The 14199-nt window shown below is 64.2% G+C and carries 14 protein-coding genes and 2 pseudogenes; 9 read left to right on the top strand and 7 right to left on the bottom strand.

Annotated elements, in window-relative coordinates; all coding sequences use genetic code 11:
- Positions 1-20 precede the first annotated feature (20 nt).
- Positions 21-1670: a cation:proton antiporter gene (locus CBI38_RS28640; protein ID WP_109334282.1), complete on the top strand. Its 1650-nt coding sequence runs from the start codon at positions 21-23 to the stop codon at positions 1668-1670.
- 67 nt (positions 1671-1737) lie between these two features.
- On the opposite strand, the gene CBI38_RS28635 is transcribed toward CBI38_RS28640, so the two are convergent.
- Positions 1738-1839 carry a Na+/H+ antiporter NhaA gene (locus CBI38_RS28635; protein ID WP_230989992.1) on the bottom strand — a complete coding sequence of 34 codons (102 nt, stop codon included), beginning with the start codon at positions 1837-1839 and terminating at the stop codon, positions 1738-1740.
- Positions 1840-1923: 84 nt separating this feature from the next.
- The gene (locus CBI38_RS28630) at positions 1924-2832 is read right to left on the bottom strand and encodes an alpha/beta fold hydrolase (protein ID WP_109334280.1); all 909 of its coding nucleotides are present in this window, start codon (positions 2830-2832) and stop codon (positions 1924-1926) included.
- Positions 2833-3259: 427 nt separating this feature from the next.
- Between CBI38_RS28630 and CBI38_RS28625 the strand changes: the two genes are divergently transcribed.
- From CBI38_RS28625 to CBI38_RS38010, 4 genes are all read left to right on the top strand, one after another.
- Positions 3260-4765, top strand: coding sequence for a SulP family inorganic anion transporter (locus CBI38_RS28625; RefSeq protein ID WP_418328293.1), 1506 nt, complete (start codon positions 3260-3262; stop codon positions 4763-4765).
- Between the two features lie 40 nt (positions 4766-4805).
- Positions 4806-5222: a MerR family transcriptional regulator gene (locus CBI38_RS28620; RefSeq protein WP_230989991.1), complete on the top strand. Its 417-nt coding sequence runs from the start codon at positions 4806-4808 to the stop codon at positions 5220-5222.
- Between the two features lie 690 nt (positions 5223-5912).
- Positions 5913-6350 (top strand): DUF4383 domain-containing protein, encoded by a 438-nt coding sequence (locus tag CBI38_RS28615; protein WP_204164838.1) that lies wholly within the window; start codon positions 5913-5915, stop codon positions 6348-6350.
- Between the two features lie 276 nt (positions 6351-6626).
- A complete protein-coding gene (locus CBI38_RS38010) occupies positions 6627-6827 on the top strand; it encodes a hypothetical protein (protein WP_162603155.1) in 201 nt (66 codons plus the stop codon).
- 86 nt (positions 6828-6913) lie between these two features.
- Here CBI38_RS38010 and CBI38_RS39390 read toward each other — a convergent pair.
- The 5 genes and pseudogenes from CBI38_RS39390 to CBI38_RS28585 form a co-directional block, all read right to left on the bottom strand.
- Positions 6914-7074, bottom strand: a pseudogene (locus CBI38_RS39390) (ABC transporter substrate-binding protein); the annotation flags it as partial.
- Between the two features lie 69 nt (positions 7075-7143).
- A pseudogene (locus CBI38_RS28600) lies at positions 7144-7678 on the bottom strand (DUF1360 domain-containing protein).
- Between the two features lie 35 nt (positions 7679-7713).
- Positions 7714-8139 (bottom strand): hypothetical protein, encoded by a 426-nt coding sequence (locus CBI38_RS28595; protein ID WP_109334276.1) that lies wholly within the window; start codon positions 8137-8139, stop codon positions 7714-7716.
- 43 nt (positions 8140-8182) lie between these two features.
- Positions 8183-9352: a zinc-dependent alcohol dehydrogenase gene (locus CBI38_RS28590; RefSeq protein WP_109334274.1), complete on the bottom strand. Its 1170-nt coding sequence runs from the start codon at positions 9350-9352 to the stop codon at positions 8183-8185.
- A gap of 13 nt (positions 9353-9365) precedes the next feature.
- Positions 9366-9884 carry an SRPBCC family protein gene (locus tag CBI38_RS28585; RefSeq protein WP_109334272.1) on the bottom strand — a complete coding sequence of 173 codons (519 nt, stop codon included), beginning with the start codon at positions 9882-9884 and terminating at the stop codon, positions 9366-9368.
- Positions 9885-10003: 119 nt separating this feature from the next.
- Here CBI38_RS28585 and CBI38_RS28580 point away from each other — a divergent pair, with 119 nt between their 5' ends.
- The 4 genes from CBI38_RS28580 (at position 10004) to CBI38_RS28565 (ending at position 14172) form a co-directional block, all read left to right on the top strand.
- Positions 10004-10441, top strand: coding sequence for a hypothetical protein (locus CBI38_RS28580; RefSeq protein ID WP_109335431.1), 438 nt, complete (start codon positions 10004-10006; stop codon positions 10439-10441).
- A 58-nt stretch (positions 10442-10499) separates the two neighbouring features.
- The gene (locus tag CBI38_RS28575) at positions 10500-11573 is read left to right on the top strand and encodes a YihY/virulence factor BrkB family protein (RefSeq protein ID WP_109334270.1); all 1074 of its coding nucleotides are present in this window, start codon (positions 10500-10502) and stop codon (positions 11571-11573) included.
- A gap of 92 nt (positions 11574-11665) precedes the next feature.
- Positions 11666-12766 (top strand): ferredoxin reductase, encoded by a 1101-nt coding sequence (locus CBI38_RS28570; protein ID WP_109335430.1) that lies wholly within the window; start codon positions 11666-11668, stop codon positions 12764-12766.
- Between the two features lie 20 nt (positions 12767-12786).
- Entirely contained in the window at positions 12787-14172 is a 1386-nt protein-coding gene (locus CBI38_RS28565; protein ID WP_109334268.1) for a fatty acid desaturase family protein, read from the top strand.
- Positions 14173-14199: the final 27 nt, after the last annotated feature.

Below are 14199 nucleotides of genomic sequence, written 5' to 3'. Positions count from 1 at the left end.
CGCGTGTGAAGGGATCGAGCATGGCGGATCTACACGAGTTCGCGCTGATCGCGGTCATCCTGGCCATCGCCGCGTGCGCAGGATTGCTGGCCACCCGGCTGCGGCAGCCGATGATCGTCGCATTCATCGGAGTCGGCATCCTGGTCGGACCGGCCGGAACCGGCTGGGTGGTCGCCGACAGCACGATCGAGCTTCTGGCACGCCTCGGCATCGCCATCTTGCTGTTTCTGGTCGGTTTGAAGCTCGACCTGCACCTGATCCGCAGCACCGGGCCGGTCGCCCTGGCCACCGGTCTCGGGCAGGTCCTGTTCACCTCCGTGGTCGGGTACCTGATCGCGATCGCTTTGGGAATGGACTCGGTGACCGCACTGTATGTCGCGGTCGCTCTTACCTTCTCCTCGACGATCATCATCGTGAAGCTGCTGTCGGACAAACGTGAACTAGAACAGCTCCACGGGCGGATCGCGGTCGGTTTCCTGATCGTCCAGGACATCGTCGTGGTGCTGGTGATGATCGCTCTCAACGTCTTCGGACGGCAGAGCGGGGACAGCCTGGCACTGAACATCACGCTGGTCATCGCCAAGGGCCTCGGCCTGCTCACCGCCGTCGCCGTGCTGATGCGCTACGTGCTGCCCTGGCTGCTGCACCACATCGCCCGATCCCAGGAACTGCTCGTGCTGTTCGGGGTGTCCTACGCTGTCTCGATCGCCGCGGTGAGCGACACACTCGGTTTCAGCTCCGAAGTGGGCGCCTTCCTGGCCGGGGTATCCCTGGCGAGCACCCCGTACCGGGACGCACTCGGGGCACGGCTGGTCAGCCTGCGTGACTTCCTGTTGCTGTTCTTCTTCCTGGACCTGGGATCACGGCTGGAATTTACCCACGCCGCCGACCAAATTCCCGAGGCAGCCATCTTCTCACTGTTCGTGCTCATCGGAAACCCACTGATCGTCGTGCTCATCATGGCCGCGATGCGCTACCCCGTGCGGGTCGGGTTCCTCGCCGGGTTGACCGTGGCCCAGATTTCCGAGTTCTCCCTCATCCTGGCCGCCCTGGGCCTCGGCCTCGGCCACATCAGCACCGCCACCGTCAGCCTGATCACGGTCGTCGGACTCCTCACCATCGGCGGTTCCACCTACCTGATCCTGTACTCACATCAGCTCTACCACCGGCTCGAGCGGTGGTTGAAGGTGTTCGAGCGCACCAGAACCCAAGCAGTCGACATCGCCGACGAGGATGCCGAGGTCTACGCGATTCTCTATGGGCTCGGCCGCTTCGGCCGACACATCGCCGATCATCTCAGCCGTGCCGGGCACTCGGTGTTAGCGGTCGATTTCGACCCCCACCGGGTCGGTGCCAACAGCCGCGACGGGGTCACCGCGGTCTACGGCAGCGCCGAGGACGTGCATTTCCTCGAAACGCTGCCTTTGAACCAGGCCCGCTTCGTGATCAGCACCATCCCGTTGCTCGATACCAATCTGGCGCTCCTGCACGCCCTGCACCACCACCAATACCGCGGACACATCGCCCTGACCGCCCACACCGTCCACGACGCCGAACAATTACTCGCCGCCGGTACCGAGGTGATCCTCGAACCCTTCTCTCTCGCCGCCGACGCCGCGACCCAGGCGCTCGACCAGCTCCTCGCGAAAGACGCCGACACGGATTCGTGAAACGCGAACTACTGCTGGCAGAACCATCCCCGACCGCCGCGGCGATCGGTAGCACGGCCGCCGTGGATCACGTAGGCCCCTGGCCCACAAACACGCGTTTGAGCTCGAGGCCGACGGCGAAGCGGAAGATCGCGAGCAGCCCGTCCGCGGCCCAGGTGCCGATCGACACATACAGGTGGGAGCACCACGGGCCCGGAGGTTTCCGCCCACGATCCGCGCGGAAACAATGGAGGTCGAACTGGTCGACGAGTGTTTACACGGATCCTTTATGGTGCAAACCGGGCGCAGGAAGTGCGGAGATCAGCGTGGCCACCGATGCGGGGGCCTCACGTAAACCGAGATGCCCGCACCCGGCCAGGAGCTGAACCTCGACCCCGAGCAGGGACCGTGCTCGTCGGCGCAGGCGGTTCCGGTCGAGCAGTGGATCGCACTCACCGTCGGCGACGATGACCGGAACTTCTCCGGCCCAGCGGCGGATCATCCGCGCGGGCAGTCGGCGCGGGAGCCTGCCGGGGAAACAGTGCTCAGCAATCATGCTGTACCAACAGACCAGGCTCATGTCCGGGGTGAACGGGGATCCACTCAGGTATCTCAGGAGTTGTTCGCTGTTGTCGAGGGTGGGGTGGAGCATCCACTTCGTGCGCAACCGGGTCAGCTGCCAGGTGCGTTTGATCGCGGTGATGCCTGCGGGGTTGACCAACACCAGTCCGGCGAAGCGATCACTCGGCGTGGCGGCAAGTGCAATAGCGGCGCCAAGAGCGTGGCCGACCACGATCACCGGCTCAGGGCGCAGCTGCGGGATCAGCTCGTCGAGCCAACGCCCGTACACGTCGTACGCGTGCCGGTGCGGGCGCCGCGACGAACTCAATCCGGGTTCCCCGGGCAGGTCGGGAACGAGGACCCGGTGGTGCTCATACAATGCGCAGACAGTCGCCACAGTGCTGGCGGCACTCAGGCCCGCCCCGGGTAGCAACACGACCGGTGGCCTGCCCGTATTGGTGCCGGCGGTCAGGACTGTCGTTGCCCCCAGCGAGGTTTCGAGTCGCAGAAGGGCGTGGGGCACGTGCCAGCGTTCGAGACTCTCGCGGCATGCACGGCGGACCGGAACACAGTCTTCGTCGTCGCGGTAGATCCCGTGGGTGGCGATGGGAAGGCGCTTCATGTTCGCCGCCCGATAGCAGACGAAATGTTGTTCGCTGGGCGGGAGGGCGCTACGGATGGCTCGGTACGCATGCTCAGTCCTGTCCTGGTCGGGATGTCGCGAAACCATTGCCGACCAGACTTCCCGGCGCACCGACTTCACTCTATCGCGACACCGCGCGATCAATGTGCACTGTGCCACCAGCCGATGCCACTCACACAAGTTTTCCGGGAGACGCTCAACCGAGGCGGGTACCGATTCGCACTCTACCCTTACGGGAGGGTACAGTGCCTCCGGTCGGTGAATCCGGCGAAGACCCGCCACACGCGCGGGCTGCGACAGAATTCTGGCACTCGACGGTGATGTCGCTTCCCCTCGATCGGTGCAGCGATGCGCCGACCGAACATCTACGGCATCGGCGTCACCGCGCCATGCGAACGGAGCCTTGGTGGCCACACAGCAGCTAGACGACCATATTCGTGATGAAGGATCGGTGCGGGCCGCCTTGCGGTCACCACGCCGATTGAAGACTGAGGTACTGGCCGGACTGGTGGTCGCGCTGGCCCTCGTCCCGGAAGCGATCTCGTTCTCGATCATCGCAGGCGTGGACCCCCGCGTGGGTCTGTTCGCCTCCTTCACCATGGCGGTGACCATCGCTTTCGTCGGCGGCCGTCCCGCGATGATCTCGGCGGCGACCGGTGCGATCGCCCTCGTCGTCGCGCCGCTCTCGCGTGAATACGGTCTGGACTACCTGATCGCCGCCGTCCTGCTGGCCGGTGTGCTGCAGATCGTCCTGAGCCTGCTCGGGGTCGCGAAACTGATGCGATTCATCCCGCGCAGTGTGATGATCGGCTTCGTCAACGCCCTCGCGATCTTGATCTTCACCGCGCAACTGCCACACCTGATCGACGTGCCCGCCCTGGTCTATCCGATGGTCGCGGCCGGACTGCTGATCATGGTGTTCCTGTCCAAGCTCACCACCGCGATCCCCGCCCCGCTGGTGGCCATTGTGCTGCTCACCGCCGCCACCGTGATCTTCGCGCTGAACGTCCCTAACGTCGGCGACGAAGGCGAGCTGCCGTCTTCGCTGCCGACCTGGGTGATCCCGAACGTGCCGTTCACCATGGACACGCTGTCGATCATCGCCCCCTACGCGTTGGCGATGGCCCTGGTCGGGCTGCTCGAATCGTTGATGACCGCGAAGCTGGTCGACGACATCACCGATACCCACTCGGACAAGACTCGCGAGGGCTGGGGGCAGGGGATCGCGAACCTGGTCACCGGCCTGTTCGGCGGTATGGGCGGCTGCGCCATGATCGGCCAGACCATGATCAACGTCAAGGTCTCCGGAGCCCGCACCCGCATCTCCACCTTCCTGGCCGGGGTGTTCCTGCTGATCCTCGTCGTCGGACTCGGCGACATCGTCGCGCTGATCCCGATGGCCGCCCTGGTCGCGGTGATGATCATGGTCTCGGTCGGCACCCTGGACTGGCACAGCATCGCCCCGAAGACGTTGCGGCGCATGCCCCGCAGCGAAACATCCGTCATGCTTGCGACCGTCGCGGTCACCGTCGCCACCCACAACCTCGCCTACGGGGTGATCGTCGGTGTGATCACCGCAATGGTGCTCTTCGCCCGCCGGGTCGCGCACCTGACCGAGGTCGTGGACGTCGCCCACCCCGACGAGAACACCCGCATCTACAAGGTGCGCGGCGAACTGTTCTTCGCCTCGAGCAACGACCTGATCTACCAGTTCGACTACGTCAGCGATCCGGAGAATGTCGTCATCGACCTGTCCGACTCCCACATCTGGGACGCCTCGACCGTCGCGACCCTCGACGCGATCACCACGAAATACGCTGCCAAGGGCAAGCAGGCGGAGATCGTCGGCCTCAACGCCTCCTCCGCCGAACGCCACGTGCGCCTGAGCGGGCAGATGGGTGCGGAGCACTGACATCATCAGTGCCCGGACGAATGCAGAGAAAGGTGAGCAGATGACGGACCGCCTCGAGGGTTCGGCATTGCGGCACATGCAGATCGGTGAGGTCGCCGAACGCACCGAACTGTCGATCAAGACGATCCGCCACTACGACGAGGTCGGCCTGGTACGGCCTTCTGAACGCAGTGCCGGCGGCTTCCGCCTCTACACCGATGCGGATGTCCAACGCCTGCTCGTCATCCGGCGGATGAAGCCGCTCGGATTCACCCTCGACGAGATGCGCCAGCTCCTCGACTCGCTCGAAATTCTGGCGTCCGACCCCGCAGCCGACGAACGCGCCGACGCCCAGGCATTCGTCACCGACTGCCACACGCGGGCCGAGGAAAGTTGTCGCAAACTCCGCACACAACTGGCCTACGCTGAAGAGTTGACCGCACTACTCGCCGACAATGCGACCACCGAAGTACCGTAGCTGCCCCAGGCCGGCGGTCTGTGGTCACGCCCGAGCCTTCCGCAATCGTCGTGACAGTGCTGAGGACGCTTGATGGGCAGTTTCGCCGACCTCTGTGACGATCCGGTGAGGCCGAACTGTGCACGCTGGCTACCCACACTGGTGTGGCAAAGAGCATCCAATACCGCCACGGCCCGCGGTATTGGATCACTGCCTTACCCACCACACTGCGAACGCCGAGACGATTTTCGCTGAATGGCCGGGCTTGGACGTGTCTATACGGCGAAATCGTACGAACCCTCCAGCCGAAGGGGTTAGACGGCCGGAGGGTGTGGCTGTCGCGGCGGTTGCAGTCCGTGATTTCGCGGCAGCACACAAGTCGGATACCCGAATCCGTCTGGATTACTCCTCAGCCGGGAACATCCTGCCGGGACGCCGCCCTAGTGTTTGCGATCTCGAAAGGTGCCGGTGCTTCGCTACTTCACTACGCGTCGCGGCTGCAAGCAAGGAGCAGTAGATTCTGGTCACTTTCGATGAACGGACTTCGACTGCAACGTGGGTGCCACTCCACCAAAGAGGGACGCAATCAGGTCACTCGCGGTTTGCCCGCGGCACGCAGAGGAAACCCTCGTTCGGAGAGACACATCTTGCACCGACTGCGCGAAGGGACGCATGATGGCAACTCCCCGATCTCGCCCGACTCGAAACTCGATGACCTCCACCCCAGTGCAGGCCGCCTCGTTGGTTCTAGGTGCGGTGTTCCTACTCGTCGGCATCCTCGGTTTCATTCCTGGAGTCACCTCCAACCTCGACCAGCTCGCGGGCGCTGGGCATGACTCCGGCGCGATGCTGGTGGGTCTGTTTCAGGTATCCGTGCTCCACAATATCGTTCACATAGTCTTCGGTGTTGCCGGTATCGCCGCTGCCCGCCTGGCGTCAGCCGCCGGGATCTACTTACTCCTCGGTGGCTTCATTTACCTGGGATTATGGGTTTTCGGGTTGGTGATCGACAAGGACGAATCCGCCAATTTCATTCCACTCAACTCCGCCGACGACTGGCTCCACTTCACTCTCGGCGCAGGCATGATCATGCTCGGAATCCTGCTCACACGCGGAAGTCGCGCCGACGCCCGCACGAACACTTCCTGATCAGGTGGCCGCGACCGCTTCCTGGTCTGTCCCCGATCGCGCGAGCGACGGATGAAACAACTGATGGCGCAAGTAGTACTAATTCCTGATCCTCGAACACGCGCTTCTGCGAACGTCAGCCTGGCCTGGCATACCGACTCGGCGGTGTTCGGTGACGACGGCTGCGCGGACATCGACATGCTCATCGAGCCGGGCTTCACCCGGCCACCGAATGTTGCAGACCTCCGATCAGGTGTCCGCGGTGAACGGCAGCAGCCTCGAGATCGGGACATTTAGGTGCACAACATCTACCTCGAGCATGATCCCGCCGACCGCGCCCGGCTGGCGTTCACCGTCGTCAACGCCAGCCGCAGCCTCACCGACCGGCTGGTGTCCATCAAATCCGCGGCCGACGCCGTGAACATTCTCGCACCGCCCGCCGCGCTCACGCTGCACCGGGAACGGCATTGGCCTCCGGGCAGCCGGTCGAGCAGCTGACCGAACCGGCCGCCCCCGACGAGCCGATCACCGTGCAGCTCACCGTGCCCGGCGGGCTGCAACCGGGCCTGACAACACCGTTCACCTTCGGCCGGGTTCGCGCGGATCGGGTCGGCCCAGGTGGCGGTTCCGGCCATCCGGTCGGCCAGCCCGAGCGAGAGCAGGATCTCGGTGGAGCCCTGATTGAGGGACACCGCCCGCTGCGGCGGCGCGTCGACGATGACGCTGTGGCGCAATTCTCGATCAACGTGAACTGCGGGAAATCGCGTCGGACATCGTCGACAACTTCACCGCTGTCCGCCGGCCGGGCCGCGAACTAGCCTTCCGCCACCTGTTGGGCGGTGGCGTACGCGAGTTGCAGGAAGTCCGCGCCGGCCAGAGCCGCCATCGCATCGGCCACCATGCGTGTCACGCGGGGGGGCGAAGACGTGCCCGATGGTGAAACCGGTGATCACCCAGACATCGAAGCAGAACGGGCAGGTCAGCAGTTCGCCGATGCTGTGCTTGACGCCGTCGGAGGCCTGCGGCTTCTCCATCACCTCGCCGGGCCCCCCGTCCCCGGCATGCTGGGTGAACGGTGCGCGGAGCGGCGTGGTGACGGCGTCCTTGGTCACCGTGCGGGAAAGTTTGTGCGCCGCAAACGCGGTGATGACGAGTTCTCGCACGGTCATCGCACGCGGGAGTTGCCGGTTGGTGAGAGCGCCGAACACCGTGACCACGGCGACGACGAAGGTGTACGCGGCCATCGTCGCCGCGTAGCCGTTCAGTGAGCGTTCGCCCCCGGTCGAATTCTGTTCGCGCTCGCTTGTCGCCGCGCTGCGTTCGCGCTCCGGCGCCTGTGCCACGTTCATCCACTTTTCCCTTGTTCACTGTGCCGAGTGCGCTGTCAGTCCACGATGGGAAAGAGCGAGTCGCCGTCTTCAGGAGTGCCGTCGACCTGACCTTTGTCGACCCGTGAATCTTCGACGATCACGCCGTCGACCACATCCGCGGACTTTCTGCCCTCGCCCGGAATCTCGACGTCGTCGTCAAGGACTCGGTCGACGTCCTCCTCGGTCAGGGAGTCGTCCGGTGCGGCGGCCACGGGAATGTCCGGCGGCACCTCGACCTCGACGTCGGGCTCTTCCTCGGATAATTTCTCGTCGAGAGTCTCGCCTTCACGCTCTTCGCGTGGTGTCATGCCGAACTTGTCGGCCTCACTCCAGTGCTCCGGCGGGTCCACGACGTCGTCGCCGTCGTTGTTCCGCACGTCGTCGGCATCGAGGCTTTCGGCTGGGTTGAGGGTGTCACCAGGACCATCTTCGATACTCATAGTTGTTGCGTGCCCGATCGAGTAGTCACCGAAACATTTGCAGTCACGGCCGGAAGACGGCCCGGACACACCCTTCCTGTTTGCTCTTGAACACCTGGTATCCGCGCACTGCCTCCTCGAGGGACATATCGTGGGTGATCAGATATGAGGGATCGAGGTCGCCCTGCTGGACGTAGTCGAACATCCGCGGCATGTACCGCTGACCGTGTTGCTGTGCCGTCCGGATCGTCAGACTCTTGTTGGTCACCACACCCATCGGAAACTTGTCCGTCAGTCCGTAGATGCCGAGGACAGACACGATCCCGCCTTTACGGCAGGCGAGAATCGCTTCGCGCAACGGGGTTGCCCGGTCGGATTCGAGCCTCAGCAGTTGTTTGGCGCGGTCGTAGAGTTGCTGCAGTCCGGTGCCATGCCCTTCCATGCCGACAGCGTCGATGCACGCGTCCGGGCCCCGCCCGCCGGTCGTCTCGCGTAGCGCCTCCTGCACGCTGTCGACGGACGTGTAGTCGATGGTTTCAGCACTGAACTCCCGACGTGCCAACGCAAGTCGCTCAGGATAACGATCGATGACGATGACCCGTTCCGCGCCGAGGAGACGGGCAGTGTGTGCGGCCATCAGCCCGACGCCCCCGCTGCCCCACACCGCGATCGTGTCGCCGGGCGAGATGTCGCAGAAATCCGCGCCCATGAGGCCGGTGGGGACGGCGTCGGAGAGGAACAGGGCTTGCTCGTCGGTGATGCCGTCGGGGATGGTGAAGCAGTTGACGTCGCCGAACGGCACGCGGATGTACTGCGCGTGGGAGCCCTGATATCCGCCGAACGGGTGGGTATACCCGTAGATGCCGCCCGTGGGATAGCCGAAGACCGCTTGCTGCAGTTCGGCATTCGGATTCGTCGTGTCGCAGACCGAATACAAGTCGTGGTCGCAGTACCAGCACGAGTTGCATCCAATGAACGACGGAACGACCACGCGGTCACCCACCCTGGTGTCGGTCGCTTCGGGGCCGACGTCCACCACTTCACCCATGAACTCGTGACCGAACACGTCACCTTCCCGCATGCCCGGCAAGTATCCGTCGATGAAATGAAGGTCGGATCCGCAGGTAGTGGTCAGCCGTACCTGCACGATGACGTCGTGCGGATTGACGAGTTCGGGGTCGTCGACGGTCTCGACTCTCAGGTCGTTGACGCCGTTCCAACACAGTGCACGCATGGGTTCTCCTCGTTCAATGAGCGGCCTGACGCGCGCTCGGATTGTGCCTGAGAGTGGGCAGTTCGCCGGTCTGCAAGAGCGCGCGGGCACGGTAGAGAGCCTTGAATGTCGCCGCCCCGGTAGGGATGTCGGGCACCGGCGTCTTCGCCCGGATCGTCACCTCGGTTCCGAGATCGTGCGGTGCGTCGCGAAATGTGAGCTCGACCTCTGGTGGATCGGCGGTGGAGTCGTCACCCGTCTTGCCGACGAACCGCAGCCTGCCGTCTTCTTCCACCAGCGTGGTATTCCACGTGGTGAGCTCGTCGGCACCGGGATTCAGCGTCCACTCGTAGATACCGGGTTCGGTCGACCGGACCTCGGCCACATCGCCGAGCACCTCGGACAATTTCCCGGGGTCACGCCAGAACTGTTCCACCTCCGAGCGGGGCCTGCTGATCGTCAGCGTCTGACTGTTCCCGCTTCCGGCGGTGGAGTCGACCACCTTCCCGACCAGGTCGGCCAGCTGCTCTCTCGCCTTGTCGATGTAGTGCACGGATCCTCCCTTCGTCTGTTCCGCGTTACCCGGATCCTGCGGACGGAAACAGCCGGACCGACGCCGACTCACGCTCTGTCGCGGTGGTACGAGCCTGGCGGATGGGGTACACGCAGTCCATGACAGACCAGCAGACCCCGAATCCCCCCGACCATGCGAGGCCTGAGCAGGCGACGGACGAAGAGGTCGCCGCGGCCGGCAAGTTGTCCGAGGCCCTCGAGACGGTGGAACGTGCCCGTGGACGTTTGTATGACTTCCATCAGCTGATCGGTCACGCCGACCTGATGTTGGACGAGGCGGTCCAGAAACTCCGTGACGCAGGACGTGACGACATCGCCGAGCAGGTGGAAAAGGAGCTGGTAGGCCGCAACGTCCTGCACGGGCGATGGACGTTCCAGATCGTCGAAGACTTCGACGACCACTACTGGTCCACCTTCCGGGACTGTGAGGCCACCGTGCGCGGCCAGCTGTGCGGCGGCCGTCGGCACGTGTTCGAGTCCGAAATGAAGGAATCCCGTCGAACGCACGGGCAACCCAGGCACGAGGCGCGGCCATAGCCGCGACGCGCCGTTCCGCCGCCGTTTCCGGGAGGAGGTTCCTGGGTAGGAGAAGACGATGGTCGATGAAAAGCAAGCCGAACCGGATCCCGACGATCCCCGCAAACCGGACTCGCCCGCGGATCTGACGAAACCGTCGTGGGGGTACGTTCTGCGGAAGACAGCGCACGAGTTCGGTCGCGATCAGTGCATCGATCTTGCGGCCGCGTTGACGTACTACGCCGTCCTGTCGCTGTTCCCTGCCCTGCTCGCGCTGGTGTCGCTTCTCGGCGTTTTCGGACAGGGACAGCGCACCACCGATTCGGTGTTGCAGATCGTCGACGACCTCGGACCCTCGTCCGCAGTGGACACCCTGCGGGACCCCATCGCCCAGCTCGTCCAAACACCCACTGCCGGTGTGGCATTGATCTTCGGCCTCCTGGGCGCCGTATGGTCGGCGTCGGGTTACATCGGCGCGTTCGGCCGCGCCATGAACCGCATGTACGAGGTCGACGAGGGGCGTCCGGTGTGGAAGTTGCGACCGTTGATGCTGTTGGTCACTCTGATCGGACTCCTACTCGTGGCGGCGGCGGCCGTCATGCTGGCGCTGAGTGGGCCGGTTGCCCGTTCGGTCGGTGACGCCATCGGATTCGGTGACACCGCCCTGACCGTATGGAACATTGCGCGGTGGCCGTTCGTGCTGGGAGTGGTCGTCGTCGCGGTTGCGATCCTGTACTACGTGACACCCAACGTGAAGCAGCCGAAGTTCCGCTGGATCAGTGCGGGCGCATTTCTCGCGATCGTGACGTGGATCGTGGCGTCCGTCCTGTTCGGCCTCTACGTTTCGAATTTCGGCAGTTACAACAAAACGTACGGCTCTCTCGCCGGGGTCATCGTGTTTCTGCTGTGGTTGTGGATCACCAACTTGGCGTTGCTGTTCGGAGCCGAGCTCGATTCCGAACTCGAGCGAGGCCGGGAACTGCAAGCCGGACTGCCGGCGGAAGACGAGCTGCAGCTTCCGCCGCGCGACACCCGCGTGTCCGACAAGAATGCCGAGAAGTATCAGAAGTACATCGAGCAGGGACGAGCACTTCGCGAGAGCGACGGGAACACTGCCGAACCAGACGCGGTACCCGAAGAACAACAGCGTTAATCACATCAGGAGTATTCGCGCCGACGGATTTTCTCACCCGATCGCGCCCGGAACGCTGACCCGAGTAGTGCCGAATAGTTACGGTGGTCGTCATGGCGGAACGCGGTGCTCGTCCCAAAGTTCCCGTAGTGCGCAGATTCATGCTGCGCGCGGTGCGGCACCTGTTCAGCCCTCTCCGCCCGGACGACTATCTGGAGCTCATCAATCCGCTGTGGACCACCCGCGAATTGCGGGGGCGGGTGGAGCGGGTCGAGCCCGCCAGCGCCGACTCCGCCACCGTCGTGATCCGTCCCCAATACGAGTGGTTCGGGCACGAGGCCGGACAGTATGTTCGCCTCGGCGTCGTCCTCGACGGCGTTTACTACTGGCGCGCCTACTCGCTCACCTCGGACCCCGACCCGGATGACGGGCTGATCAGCGTTACGCCGAAGCTGGTGGAAAGCGGCACGGTGTCGCCGTATCTCGTCCGCGACATCCGTCCCGGCGACATCGTGCGTCTCGGTGAGGTGGAAGGCACTTTCACCCTTCCGGACCCTTTGCCGGACAAGTTGTTGTTCATCAGCGCCGGCAGCGGTATTACACCGATCATCAGCATGCTCCGCAGCCTCGACCACAAGAATGCGGTCGACGACGTGGTCGTCGCGCACTCGGCCCGCAGCGAGGAGCAGGTTATGTTCGATTCGACGCTCCGCGATCTCGACCGTCGCCACGACGGGTTCCGGCTGGTGCTCCGCCTCACGGGGAGGGAGGGCCGGCTGACACCGGACGCGCTCGCCGAACTCTGTCCCGACTGGCGTGAACGCGAGGTGTTCGCGTCGGGTCCTGGCGAGATGCTCGATCAGTTGGTGGAGCATTGGAACGACCACGGCGATCCGCAGCGCCTGCACATGGAACGCTTCCAGCCCGTGATCGGTGGCGATGACGCCGGCGGTGAAGGAGGCGAAGTCCACTTCTCGGACAGCGACGTGAAAACCGAGGTCGACGGGGGAACACCGATCCTCGTTGCCGGGGAGAACGCCGGCTTGACGCTCCCGTTCGGGTGCCGCATCGGCATCTGTCACACGTGCGTCGGGACGCTGAAGGCGGGCCGGCTCCGTGACCTGCGAACGGGGGACGTCGTCGACGACGCCGTCGGACAGGCGGTCCGCACCTGCGTCCACACCGCAGAAGGTGACATCGAAATCGAGCTGTGAAATAGGGGAAGGACCTGCTGGTGAGTATCGACATCGAGAGCCCGCTCGCACATCTGAGTGACGACACCATCGAGGCGCTCGGACGCGAGTTCGACGCCATCCACGACGAGATCTACGCCGATCTCGGTGAACGCGACCGCAGATACATCAAGTCCGTCATCGCCGCGCAACGTCAGCTGGCGGTCGCCGGTCGCGTTCTGTTGCTCGGTTCGGTCAGCAAACCTGCCTGGCTGGCCGGGACCGCGTGTCTGGGAATGGCGAAGATTCTCGAGAACATGGAAATCGGCCACAACGTGATGCACGGCCAGTGGGACTGGATGAACGACCCCTATATCCATTCGTCCACGTGGGACTGGGACACGGCGTCGACAGCGAAGGCGTGGAAGCATTCGCACAACTACATTCACCACACGTACACCAATATCCGGGGGAAGGACAAAGACCTCGGATACGAGATCATGCGGATCGACCCGAACCAGCGGTGGCACCCCGTCTATCTCGCCCAGCCGTTCTACAACGTCGTGCTGATGGCATTTTTCGAATGGGGTGTCGCGCTCCACGACATGGACCTCGAGGCGGTCCGCTCCGGTGAGAAGCCGTTGAAGGAAGTGTGGCAGGACCTCAAAGGGATCGGCGGAAAGGCTCGCGCCCAGGTTGTAAAGGACTATGTCGGCTGGCCCTTGATCAGCGCAGGCGCCTTCGGTCTCACACAACTCGCCGCCCGCGGGCGACTCGGTCAGCCGGCAACGTCGAAAGCGGGCCGACTGCTGCGCGGCAAGCGCGCTCGCGGCCGGTGGTCGTCGGTCGCGGACGTGTTCGACCGCATGTTGCCCGGGATGGAGCGGACGTTCCTCGCCACCGCGCTGGCCGACTTCACCGCCAACATCATCCGCAACGTGTGGGCGCACGGCATCATCTTCTGCGGCCACTTCCCCGATCAGACGTACACCTTCAGCGAGAAGGAGGCGGAGGACGAAACTCGTGGCGGCTGGTACGTACGCCAGCTGGTCGGCGCCGCCAACATCGACGGCAGCCCGCTGTTCCACATCATCAGCGGCAACCTCGGGTATCAGGTCGAACACCACCTCTACCCGGATATGCCGAGCACCCGCTATTCGGAGGTGGCACCGAAGGTGAAGGACATCTGCGAACGGTACCAATTGCCGTACAACTCGGGACCGTTGATGCAGCAGTGGGGAATGGTGCACCGGACGATCCTGCGGTTGGCATTCCCGGGCGGGAAGCCGCGTCCGAAGCCAGGACCTTACCGCGGGGAGAAGGGCACCGACGCCGGCAAACGAAGCGAGGCGGCGGCGTTCCGTAGCCGCGTGCCCGCCGACAACCCTGCCGCCGGACCCGAACACGACTCCGGCGGAGTGGAAGTGACTCCGCCACCGCGGGACTGACAGGCGGGCGCGCCGGGTGCCGTAGTT

The sequence above is a fragment of the Rhodococcus oxybenzonivorans genome, from assembly GCF_003130705.1.
Taxonomy (GTDB): domain Bacteria; phylum Actinomycetota; class Actinomycetes; order Mycobacteriales; family Mycobacteriaceae; genus Rhodococcus_F; species Rhodococcus_F oxybenzonivorans.
Note: the sequence above shows the minus strand (reverse complement) of the source record. Positions and strands in the feature narration are given on the sequence as shown.